The 11304-nt window shown below is 48.7% G+C and carries 14 protein-coding genes; 12 read left to right on the top strand and 2 right to left on the bottom strand.

The features are described from left to right. The 4 genes from hflX to AC6R03_RS03665 form a co-directional block, all read left to right on the top strand. The coding region (hflX, locus tag AC6R03_RS03650) for a ribosome rescue GTPase HflX (protein WP_500653636.1) at positions 1 to 1012 on the top strand (1012 nt) is incomplete at its 5' end. Positions 1013 to 1057: 45 nt separating this feature from the next. Then, positions 1058 to 2248, top strand: coding sequence for an FtsH protease activity modulator HflK (hflK, locus tag AC6R03_RS03655; RefSeq protein ID WP_500632074.1), 1191 nt, complete (start codon positions 1058 to 1060; stop codon positions 2246 to 2248). Positions 2249 to 2250: 2 nt separating this feature from the next. Beyond that, a complete protein-coding gene (hflC, locus tag AC6R03_RS03660) occupies positions 2251 to 3231 on the top strand; it encodes a protease modulator HflC (protein ID WP_334555717.1) in 981 nt (326 codons plus the stop codon). A 127-nt stretch (positions 3232 to 3358) separates the two neighbouring features. After that, complete coding sequence (locus AC6R03_RS03665) at positions 3359 to 3544, top strand: DUF2065 domain-containing protein (protein ID WP_500632073.1); 186 nt, start codon at positions 3359 to 3361, stop codon at positions 3542 to 3544. A 46-nt stretch (positions 3545 to 3590) separates the two neighbouring features. On the opposite strand, the gene AC6R03_RS03670 is transcribed toward AC6R03_RS03665, so the two are convergent. Together AC6R03_RS03670 and AC6R03_RS03675 are read right to left on the bottom strand one after the other, a co-directional pair. Further along, positions 3591 to 3818, bottom strand: coding sequence for a SlyX family protein (locus tag AC6R03_RS03670; RefSeq protein ID WP_500632072.1), 228 nt, complete (start codon positions 3816 to 3818; stop codon positions 3591 to 3593). Between the two features lie 4 nt (positions 3819 to 3822). Further along, positions 3823 to 4806, bottom strand: coding sequence for a WD40 repeat domain-containing protein (locus AC6R03_RS03675; RefSeq protein ID WP_487903607.1), 984 nt, complete (start codon positions 4804 to 4806; stop codon positions 3823 to 3825). Between the two features lie 132 nt (positions 4807 to 4938). Here AC6R03_RS03675 and fkpA point away from each other — a divergent pair, with 132 nt between their 5' ends. The 8 genes from fkpA (at position 4939) to fusA (ending at position 11145) form a co-directional block, all read left to right on the top strand. After that, entirely contained in the window at positions 4939 to 5727 is a 789-nt protein-coding gene (gene fkpA, locus AC6R03_RS03680) for an FKBP-type peptidyl-prolyl cis-trans isomerase (protein WP_500632071.1), read from the top strand. A 252-nt stretch (positions 5728 to 5979) separates the two neighbouring features. Then, positions 5980 to 6702, top strand: coding sequence for a helix-turn-helix transcriptional regulator (locus AC6R03_RS03685; RefSeq protein WP_334555722.1), 723 nt, complete (start codon positions 5980 to 5982; stop codon positions 6700 to 6702). Next, positions 6699 to 7094, top strand: coding sequence for a sulfurtransferase complex subunit TusD (gene tusD, locus AC6R03_RS03690; RefSeq protein ID WP_500628035.1), 396 nt, complete (start codon positions 6699 to 6701; stop codon positions 7092 to 7094). Before AC6R03_RS03685 ends, tusD begins: the two co-directional genes overlap by 4 nt. Continuing rightward, positions 7091 to 7447 carry a sulfurtransferase complex subunit TusC gene (tusC, locus tag AC6R03_RS03695; protein ID WP_500632070.1) on the top strand — a complete coding sequence of 119 codons (357 nt, stop codon included), beginning with the start codon at positions 7091 to 7093 and terminating at the stop codon, positions 7445 to 7447. The genes tusD and tusC overlap by 4 nt, the downstream gene beginning before the upstream one ends. A gap of 8 nt (positions 7448 to 7455) precedes the next feature. Beyond that, the gene (gene tusB, locus AC6R03_RS03700; RefSeq protein WP_487903603.1) at positions 7456 to 7734 is read left to right on the top strand and encodes a sulfurtransferase complex subunit TusB; all 279 of its coding nucleotides are present in this window, start codon (positions 7456 to 7458) and stop codon (positions 7732 to 7734) included. Between the two features lie 159 nt (positions 7735 to 7893). Beyond that, a complete protein-coding gene (gene rpsL / locus AC6R03_RS03705; protein ID WP_004399892.1) occupies positions 7894 to 8268 on the top strand; it encodes a 30S ribosomal protein S12 in 375 nt (124 codons plus the stop codon). 97 nt (positions 8269 to 8365) lie between these two features. Further along, positions 8366 to 8836 (top strand): 30S ribosomal protein S7, encoded by a 471-nt coding sequence (rpsG, locus tag AC6R03_RS03710; RefSeq protein ID WP_045957025.1) that lies wholly within the window; start codon positions 8366 to 8368, stop codon positions 8834 to 8836. Positions 8837 to 9045: 209 nt separating this feature from the next. Next, a complete protein-coding gene (gene fusA, locus AC6R03_RS03715; protein WP_500632069.1) occupies positions 9046 to 11145 on the top strand; it encodes an elongation factor G in 2100 nt (699 codons plus the stop codon). The last annotated feature ends 159 nt before the right edge of the window (positions 11146 to 11304 follow it).

The raw sequence follows: 11304 nt of genomic DNA on the forward strand, positions 1-11304 counted from the left end.
AAAGCTGTGTCAATGTCGAGTATTGGACCGTACGGGTTTGATCTTAGATATTTTTGCTCAGCGCGCTCGTACTCACGAAGGCAAGTTGCAAGTGGAACTGGCGCAGTTGCGTCATATCTCAACGCGACTGATTCGAGGTTGGACTCACCTTGAAAGACAAAAAGGTGGGATCGGGTTACGTGGTCCAGGTGAAACTCAGTTAGAGACTGACCGACGTTTATTGCGTGATCGGATTAAAGCCATCTTGCGCCGCCTAGAGAAAGTGGCCAAGCAGCGCGAACAAGGTCGCCGAGCTAGAAGTCGAGCGGAAATCCCAACCGTCTCCCTTGTTGGATACACCAACGCAGGGAAATCTACCCTATTCAACCGAATCACTGAAGCGGGCGTTTACGCTGCTGATCAGCTGTTTGCCACGCTTGATCCAACGCTGAGAAAAATAGACTTGGCCGATGTCGGTCCAGCAATCTTAGCGGATACGGTTGGATTTATTCGTCATTTACCACACGATCTGGTCGCCGCTTTTAAAGCGACGCTGCAAGAGACGCAAGAAGCTGACATTTTGTTACATGTTGTCGATGCCAGTGACGACCGTTTTCGTGAGAATATTCATGCAGTTCATGTGGTACTTGAAGAAATTGATGCCCATGAAGTCCCAGCTTTGCTGGTGATGAATAAGATAGACAATCTAGAAGACCAGAAACCTCGTATAGAAAGAGATGAGGAAGGCACTCCTCGTGCTGTATGGGTATCGGCAATGGAAGGCGTGGGTATTGAATTGCTGTTTGAGGCTCTTACCGAGCGTCTCTCTAGCCAAATGGTTCAGTACCAACTGCGAATCCCGCCACAACATCAAGGGCGAATTCGTAGTACATTCTTCCAGATGAAATGTATTCAACAGGAAGAGTATGATTCCGATGGTGACTTGTTGATCGAGATTCGAATGCAACAAGCGGATTGGTCTAGACTTGAAAAAAGAGAAGGGGCAGTTTTACGTGACTTTATAGTTACTTAAATGACTGCTACAGTATAACGTCATATCAAATGATGGAGCTTTCTAATGGCGTGGAATGAGCCTGGTAATAACAACGGCAACGATGGCCGCGATAATGACCCGTGGGGTAACAATAATCGCGGTAACAAAGGTGGCCGTGATCAAGGACCGCCAGACTTAGACGAAGTGTTTAGCAAACTGAGTCAGAAACTGGGTGGAAAGTTTGGTGGTAAAGGAGGCGGTAAAGGACCGTCTATCGGTGGTGGCGGAGCAATCGGCTTTGGCATTATCGCTGCGATCGCGGTCGCAATTTGGTTCTTTGCAGGTTTCTATACTATCGGCGAAGCGGAGCGCGGTGTTGTGTTGCGCCTCGGTAAATATGATCGCGTGGTCGATCCTGGTTTGAACTGGCGTCCTCGCTTTATTGACGAAGTGACCCCGGTGAACGTGCAAGCGATTCGTTCGTTGCGCTCTTCAGGTTTGATGCTGACCAAAGACGAAAACGTCGTCACGGTGGCGATGGACGTTCAATACCGTGTCGCGGAACCCTATAAGTACCTGTTCCGAGTGACCAACGCTGATGACAGCTTACGCCAAGCGACCGACTCTGCGTTGCGCGCTGTGATTGGTGACTCATTGATGGATAGCATTTTGACCAGTGGTCGTCAGCAAATCCGTCAAAGTACTCAAGAAACGTTGAACGACATTGTCGACAGCTATGATATGGGCTTAGTCATTGTTGATGTCAACTTCCAATCTGCACGTCCACCAGAGCAAGTGAAAGACGCTTTTGATGATGCGATCGCAGCTCGAGAGGATGAAGAGCGTTTCATCCGAGAAGCGGAAGCGTACAAGAATGAAATCTTGCCAAAAGCGACCGGTCGGGCGGAGCGTTTGAAGAAAGAAGCGCAAGGTTACAACGAGCGTATTACTAACGAGGCCCTAGGTCAGGTTGCTCAGTTTGAAAAACTGTTGCCTGAGTACCAAGCGGCGCCGGAAGTCACGCGTAATCGTCTGTACCTAGATGCGATGGAAGAGGTTTACACCCGTTCATCGAAAGTGCTGATTGATTCCGAATCGAGCGGCAACCTCTTGTACTTGCCTATTGATAAGTTGGCGGGTCAAGATCAAGTGTCAACAAAGCGCAGTACTAAGTCATCTTCTAGTTATGATCAAATTGAGCTTGAATCCCAGCGTACTGATACCACTTCAGACACCTCATCTCGTTCAACTGATTCACGTCAAGGGAGATACTAAGAATGCGTAAGTTAATGATCCCTGTATTAGTCGTTGCATTGGCTCTGATGTTGATGTCTTTATTTGTCATTCCTGAAGGCGAGCGCGGTATCGTGATTCGATTTGGTCGAGTGCTGAAAGACAACAACGATGTGTCTCGCATTTACGAGCCGGGTCTGCACTTCAAAATGCCGATGTTCGATCGTGTTAAAACACTCGATGCACGTATTCAGACCATGGACGGCCGTTCAGACCGCTTCGTGACCTCTGAGAAAAAAGACGTCATCATCGATTCCTACGTTAAGTGGCGTATCGAAGATTTCGGTCAATACTACTTGGCGACCGGTGGTGGTAATACGCTGACGGCGGAAGCGCTCCTTGAGCGTAAAGTCACTGACGTATTGCGTTCTGAAATCGGTGCTCGTGAGATCAAACAGATCGTGTCAGGTCCGCGTAACAACGACGTTCTACCTGACAGTGCAGATGCGGATGTCGTCACGACTGAAGCGGCCAAAGAGGCACTTGAGATTGATGGTCAGCGTGACCAAATCATGCAAGAAGTGCTGAACGACACGCGTCGCAGCGCACTGAAAGACTTGGGTGTTCGTGTGGTTGACTTCAGAATGAAGAAAATCAACCTACCTGATGAGATCAGTGAGTCTATCTATCGCCGTATGCGTGCAGAGCGTGAGTCAGTGGCGCGTAAGCACCGCTCTCAAGGCCGCGAAAAAGCGGAAGTGATTCGCGCACAAGCCGAACTTGAAGTGGCGACTATCCTTGCGGAAGCAGACAAAACCGCGCGTGTGACGCGAGGTGAAGCGGATGCACAAGCGGCGAAAATCTACTCGTCAGCGTACAATAAAGACCCTGAGTTCTATGGGTTCCTACGTTCGCTTAAAGCTTACGAGAAATCGTTCAGCGATAAGAGTGATATTCTGGTCTTGGATCCTAAGAGTGAGTTCTTTAAATACATGAACAACTCTGCGGGTGCCGCCGCGAAGTAATTCGCTATTGATGAATAAAGGCTCCGTTATGACGGAGCCTTTATTTTTTTGTCTCTCATAGGATGGTTTACCATTGTCGCCGCCTGAGCGTTTGCATGCGCACGTGGCGCGGGAAAAGGAGCTGAGGATGTCTAACTCATTGTGGCTGGCACTGGGCATTGTGTTGATAGTCGAAGGGCTAGGGCCATTAATCGCGCCCAAAGGGTGGCGAGCCATGATTGCCCAGATCAGCGAGCAATCAGACCACCACTTAAGACGCATGGGCGGCTGTCTCGTGGTGGCGGGCGCCGTGATTGCTTATGTGTTTGGTTAGCCTTACCGAGAGGCTTATAGCCTGCAATGCAATGTGGCTATGACGATCAGTAATGGGGAGGCGGCGTCTCTTCTGAAGGGTCAGCCAGATTCGAGCTGTCCATGTTTTTCACTTTACCGACAACGTATTTCATCTGATCCTGCATTTTGGTGATCAGTAATTGCTGCTGGCTAAGTGCAATGTTGAGGCTCTCTACCGTTTGTTCTTGGAAGGCAAGTTGGCACTCCAAGTCATTGATGCGGTTTTCTAGTTGTTCAATAAGTGTTTCGCTCATCGTATTACTCATCTAGCTGCCAAGCTTGGGCAATGCCTGCGGATGTTGCAGAAATGACACGCCCTCGGTTATCAAAGGCAGCATCATACACCACTGCGCGAGGAGGGCGAGCATCTTTTAGTGGTACGGCTTCAAAGCCGTCGATGCGCTTTCCGCTATTGACGTCCCACACCATAATTCGACTCGACGGTGTGCCTGTTACGAGCTTTTGCCCATCATCAGAAAAGCGGGCGCTAGAGAAAATAAGCTGCCGTGAGAAACTTCGCAGTTGAGCGTGTTGTTCGCCGGTGCTTAAATCCCAAATGAACGCTTGATTGCCACCATCAGAAGTGAACGCAAACTTGGCATCGCGATGCAAAGCAACACGATTAATGCGCTGCTCATGCTCAAAGGTTTTTAGAATTTGCCCGGTATTGGTGTCCCATAAGTAAGCGGTGTAATCGTTGCCGCCAGACAGCGCAAAGCGCCCATTGGGCGACAGCGCAACAGAATTGACTTTTTCATTGTGCGCGAGGAACTCAAGACGACGTCCGGTGACTAAGTTGACGTAAATCGCTTTACCATTGGAGAGCCCAAGTAATACCTGTTCGCCATTGCTGGCGATGTCGATATCGCGTATCAGTCCGTCGGATATTGACCACAGACCTTGCGCTTGCGTCCACGCTAAATCCCACACCGCGAAATTGATTTGCGTGGCGGTCACGGCAAAGCGGCCATTGTCGGAGATGCGAATGGTGGATACGGTACTGGCTTGAGGGTCTTGCTCACCCAGTGAGGCCAGAGGTTGGCTCTCCACTAAATCCCATAGGACAAGTTGATGCTCTTTGGAATAGAGCAGGGCGAAGCGAGCATCACGGCTTAATGCAAAGCTCGTGGCGCCATTGGGTTCAATCTCCCAGCGCTGAACGTCACTCGAAGAGTAAAAACAGCCATTTATTAACGCTGAAATGACAACAACAATGATGACCTTGTTAAAAATTATCCGCATTAGGTCCAAATATCCGCTTGGTTTGGTTTAATTAAGCCGTATATTGGTTATATTGGTACAACATGTAATTGCACACCACTCTTTCTTAAAGATTTGTGCACAAAGACAAAATGCTTCAATTTGGAGAGTTTAATGAAATCTATTTTTAAAGTGTCACTGCTTGCTGCAACGGTTGCGCTAGCGGCTGGCTGTCAAAAAGACGAAGAGCCAAAAACCGACACTGCCCCAGCTGCTGAACAAGTTCAAGCAGAGACAGGAAAAGCGGTTCACTTTAAAACCGAAGACGATAAAGCGGCGTATGCTATCGGTGTGTCGTTTGCTAACTACCTGAGCACCAGTCTTGATAAGCCAAACGAAATTGGCATTTCCCTCAACAAAGACCTGGTTCTAAAAGGGATTGAGCATGTGTTTGCGGGCAACCCCGAACTGAGCGAAGAAGAGACGCGTGCTGCGCTAGAAGCGTTGGATCAACGTGTAGCAGAAACCATGCAAAAGCAAGCCGCTGAAAAAGCGCAAGCAGCGAAAGCGGCAGGTGATGAATTCCGCGCTGAATTTGAACAGCAAGACGGTGTCGTGAAGACAGAATCTGGCTTGTTGTACCAAGTGATGACGGCAGCGGAAGGTGAGCAACCAAAAGATACCGATACCGTGCAGGTGCATTACAAAGGTACGCTGATCGATGGTACTCAATTTGACAGCTCATACGATCGCGGCGAGCCAGCCACCTTCCCACTCAATCGAGTGATCCCAGGTTGGACCGAAGGCGTACAGCTCATGCCTGTTGGCTCAAAATTCAAATTCGTGATTCCGCCAGAGTTGGCGTATGGCGAGCAGGACACCCCATCGATTCCGGCGAACTCAACACTCGTGTTTGAAGTTGAGCTACTTAAGATTGAAAACGGTGAAGAAGCCGCGCAGTAATCTTCTGCGGTTATTCTCTTATTGGAGCCCGGCCATGTGCCGGGCTTTTTTCTACCCTTCCAAAGCAGCGTTCGATACTAGTTGGCGATGGGATCGTTCAGGTGAGGATAGCGTTCAGAGATGCGCCCGCGCACACGGATAGACGCGATTTATTTGTTCTAAGTCACTAGATGCTCGGTTTACGGGATCTGATTTTCAAAATTTCTGATAAACTTACAGCAATTTGTTGATTTTTCGCTCTAAGGCTAGAAAGTGACCACTACAGAAACACTAAATACCGATATGTTGCTTGAAATGGAATCTGTCAACGTGATGCCATTTAGTGAGCACGACAAGATCATTCTGCGCTCGTATGAAGCCGTGGTGGATGGCATCGCAAGCTTAATCGGCCCATTCTGTGAGATCGTTTTGCACTCATTGGAAGATCTCAACACCTCTGCGATTAAGATTGCCAATGGCGAAAACACCGGACGCCAAGTGGGATCGCCGATCACCGATTTGGCGTTGAAAATGCTGCGTGATATCGAAGGATCAGAGCGTAACTTCTCTCGCTCTTACTTTACGCGCGCGAAAGGCGGTGTGCTCATGAAGTCTATCACCGTTGCTATTCGCAATGGCGAGAACCGGGTGATTGGCCTTTTGTGTATCAACGTCAACCTGGATGCGCCCTTCTCGCAAGTGCTGCAATCGTTTATGCCGACCGAAGAAGCCAAACAAGCCGCTTCATCGGTTAACTTTGCGAGCGATGTTGAAGAGCTGGTGGATCAGACGGTTGAGCGCACCATTGAAGAGATCAATGCTGACAAATCAGTATCGAATAACACCAAAAATCGCCAAATCGTGATGGAGTTGTTTGATAAGGGCATTTTTGACATTAAAGACGCGATCAACCGTGTTGCCGACCGTTTGAATATCTCTAAGCACACCGTGTATCTCTATATCCGTCAGCGTAAAACGGAAGAAGACGAAAGATGAGCGCATTGAGTTACACCTTGGTCGTGAATGGCGGTGTGTATGGTACGCAGTCTGCGCGCAGTGCCTACCAGTTTGCCCTCGCGTTAATCGAAAAAGGCCATCAATTGGTGAGCGTGTTTTTTTATCAAGATGGCGTTAGCAATGCCAGTCGTCTCGTGGTGCCCGCCAATGATGAGTGGGATTTAACCCAAGCATGGCAAGCACTGGCTGCCGAGCATGGCGTGCGTCTTGAAACCTGTGTGGCCGCCGCGCTACGCCGCGGAATTGTCAGTGACGATGAAGCTACACTGCATGCACTACCAAACAGCAACCTCAGTGAAGGTTTTGTTCAAGCGGGGCTAGGTAGTCTTGCTGAGGCGATGTTGAGTCAAGATAGGGTGGTGCAGTTTTGAGTCAGCTCACGTATTTCTTTCGCAGTGCACCTCATGCCACCGCCTCAGGTCGAGAAGGCATCGATGCATTGATGGCCGCATCGGCGTACTGTGAATCGATTGCCGTCATCTTCAGTGGCGATGGTGTGTATCAGTTACTGCAAGGGCAGCAAGCCAGTTACATACTCTGTAAAGAGTACGCACCTATGATGAAGCTGTTTGAGCTTTATGACATAGAGGATGTGTTTGTCTGCGCCGTATCGTTATCTGAACGGGGTCTATCGCATGCCGATCTCGTTATCGATGCTAGGCCTCTCTCGGTTTCTGAAATACAAGCCGAGTTGGCAAAAGCGTCGGCGCTGCTGTCGTTCTAAGAGGTAACATGCTTCATATTATTAAATCACAATCCGCGTTGGCAGACGCGCTGCGTATTGCCCATCCTACACAAGATGACTTGATACTGATTGAAGAGGCGATCTACGGCGCGACCATGCATAGCCCCCTTTTTACAGCGCTTAAGGCGCATCAGGTTCACGTCTTACACAGTGATGCATCGGCGCGCGGTATGACGTCACGTTTGAGCCCATCTTATCGTCTGATTGACCACGGTGAGTTTGTTGACCTGACGGTCTCTCACGAGACATCGCTGACTTGGGATTGAGTCATCACTGGCCTATCGGGGGAAAGTGGACAAAAAAGATCCGTATATTTCTTGACACACCTCTCACTGCTGCATAGAATTTTGCGTCCCTAATTACCATTCGTGATTCGGGATAGATTTTTCACAAAGCTTACTTTCAAGTAAATCAGGAGCTAGTTAATGGCAACTATTAACCAGTTGGTACGTAAGCCTCGTGCAAAGCAAGTTGTTAAAAGCAACGTGCCTGCACTAGAAGCGTGTCCACAAAAACGTGGTGTATGTACTCGTGTTTACACTACTACACCTAAAAAACCTAACTCAGCACTTCGTAAAGTATGTCGTGTTCGTCTAACGAACGGCTTCGAAGTGACTTCGTACATCGGTGGTGAAGGCCACAACCTTCAAGAGCACTCAGTTGTTCTAATCCGCGGCGGTCGTGTAAAAGACCTTCCGGGTGTACGTTACCACACAGTTCGCGGCGCACTAGACTGTGCTGGCGTTAACGACCGTAAACAAGGTCGTTCTAAGTACGGTGTTAAGCGTCCAAAATCTTAATGGTATCCGTTAAGTAAGGCCAAACACTAAATTATATTTAATTTTTGAAGAAACTGAAAAGTTTTGGATAACCTGAAGAAGACAACGGAGAAAATCCATGCCACGTCGTCGCGTCATCGGTCAGCGTAAGATCCTTCCAGATCCAAAGTTCAAATCTGAACTGCTGGCAAAATTCGTTAACATCCTAATGGTTGACGGTAAGAAATCTACTGCAGAGAAAATTGTTTACACTGCACTAGACACTATGGCTGAGAAATCTGGTAAAGATCACTTAGCTGTATTTGAAGAAGCTCTTGAAAATGTTCGCCCAGCGGTAGAGGTTAAATCTCGCCGTGTAGGTGGTTCAACTTACCAAGTACCTGTAGAAGTTCGTCCGGTTCGCCGTAACGCACTTGCTATGCGTTGGTTGGTTGAAGCTGCGCGTAAGCGTGGTGAAAAATCTATGGCTCAACGCCTAGCTGCTGAAATGCTAGACGCGTCTGAGAACAAAGGTACTGCGGTTAAGAAACGTGAAGACGTTCACCGCATGGCTGACGCAAACAAAGCGTTCGCACATTACCGTTGGTAATACCTTTATCGTGCTGCGAGATCTCTCGCAGCACTTCAATAGTTCCTATGCGCAAGCTAGGAACTATTGCTATATCTGAAACACAGAAAATCGCTCATCTAAAGCGCGACATCGTTAACTGAAGACGCCCACGCTCAACTCGAGCATTCTTCGTTCTGTCGTTTCGACATAGCAATAGTCCCTATATCCCAATTGAAGAGGATTCTATCGTGGCTCGTAAAACACCGATTGAGCGCTACCGTAATATTGGTATCGTCGCTCACGTAGACGCAGGTAAAACCACCACAAGTGAACGTATTCTATTCTACACTGGTCTTTCTCATAAGATTGGTGAGGTTCACGATGGCGCTGCTACCATGGACTGGATGGAGCAGGAGCAAGAGCGTGGTATCACTATCACCTCCGCTGCCACGACCACTTTCTGGCGTGGTATGGAAGCGCAATTCCAAGATCACCGCATTAACATCATTGATACTCCTGGACACGTTGATTTTACCATCGAAGTAGAGCGCTCGTTGCGCGTACTCGACGGCGCCGTTGTCGTTTTCTGTGGTTCATCTGGTGTTGAGCCGCAATCGGAAACGGTTTGGCGTCAAGCAGATAAGTATCATGTCCCTCGCATGGTGTTCGTCAACAAGATGGACCGTGCAGGCGCTGACTTCCTTCGTGTCGTTAAGCAAATCAAGACTCGTTTGGGCGCCAATCCTGTGCCTATCCAACTTAACGTTGGTGCGGAAGATGAGTTCCGAGGCGTGATTGATCTTATCAAGATGAAGATGATCAACTGGAACGAAGCTGACCAAGGTATGACCTTCAATTATGAAGAGATTCCAGCAGATATGGTTGATCTGGCTGAAGAGTGGCGCAGTAACCTAGTTGAATCAGCAGCGGAAGCCAGCGAAGAGTTGATGGACAAATACCTTGAAGAAGGTGAGTTGACCGAGAGTGAAATCAAGCAAGCGCTTCGCACTCGTACACTGAATAACGAAATCGTATTGGCCACTTGTGGTAGTGCGTTTAAGAACAAAGGCGTGCAAGCCGTGCTGGATGCCGTGGTGGAATACCTACCATCACCGATCGATGTACCTGCTATCAAAGGCATCGATGAGAACGAAAACGACGTTGAGCGCCATGCTGACGATAACGAACCGTTTTCAGCGTTGGCATTTAAAATTGCCACCGACCCGTTTGTTGGCACGCTTACCTTCATGCGCGTTTACTCAGGTGTCGTCAACTCAGGCGATGCTGTGTACAACTCAGTGAAGCAGAAGAAAGAGCGCTTTGGGCGTATCGTTCAGATGCATTCCAACAAGCGTGAAGAGATCAAAGAAATCCGCGCGGGTGATATTGCGGCAGCGATTGGCCTGAAAGATGTCACCACGGGTGATACGCTTTGTGATGCGAACCACAAGATGATCCTAGAGCGCATGGAATTCCCTGCTCCAGTGATTCAGATTGCCGTAGAGCCACGCTCTGTTGCCGATCAAGAAAAGATGGCGATTGCGCTGGGTAAACTGGCTGCAGAAGATCCCTCATTCCGCGTCGAAACGGATGATGAAACCGGTCAAACCTTGATCTCGGGTATGGGTGAGCTTCACCTAGATATCATCGTTGACCGAATGAAGCGTGAGTTCAGCGTTGACTGCAACGTAGGTAAACCTCAGGTGGCTTACCGTGAAACGATCCGCGGCAGCGCGGAAGTGGAAGGCAAGTTTGTTCGCCAATCTGGTGGTCGTGGTCAATATGGTCACGTATGGATCAAACTAGAGCCCTCTGAACCGGGTGCGGGTTTTGTCTTTGTCGACGAAATCGTGGGTGGTGTGGTTCCTAAGGAATACATCAGCTCGGTAGCGAAAGGTATCGAAGAGCAAATGAACAGTGGTGTTCTAGCAGGCTACCCTGTACTAGATATTAAAGCGACCTTGTTCGACGGTTCTTACCACGATGTTGACTCTAACGAGATGGCGTTTAAGATCGCTGGCTCGATGGCATTCAAGAAGGGTTCATTAGAAGCACAACCTGTACTTCTTGAGCCGATGATGAATGTTGAAGTCACCACTCCTGAAGATTGGATGGGTGACGTTGTAGGTGACCTAAACCGCCGTCGCGGTATGATTGAAGGTATGGACGATGGTGTTGCGGGTATTAAAATTATCCGTGCCCAAGTGCCACTCTCTGAGATGTTTGGTTACGCTACAGACCTCCGTTCTGCGACTCAAGGCCGTGCGTCTTACTCTATGGAGTTTAATGAGTACGCTGAAGTACCGAAAAACTTTGCAGACAAAATTGTTGCAGAGCGAGGTTATTAATGAAGCGGCTTGATCGTAGAAAAAGTGTGTGCTTTTTTTAAAGATCAAGGCGTCGAAATATTGCGCTGACGGACGTTGGCGCATAAAATAGCAATTTCTGGCGCGTCTCGATCAATTCTGATCGTGGCGAATCATAACTAGGAAGGAACACGAACGTGT

This window comes from Vibrio sp. R10-SG-ISO4, assembly GCF_059834135.1.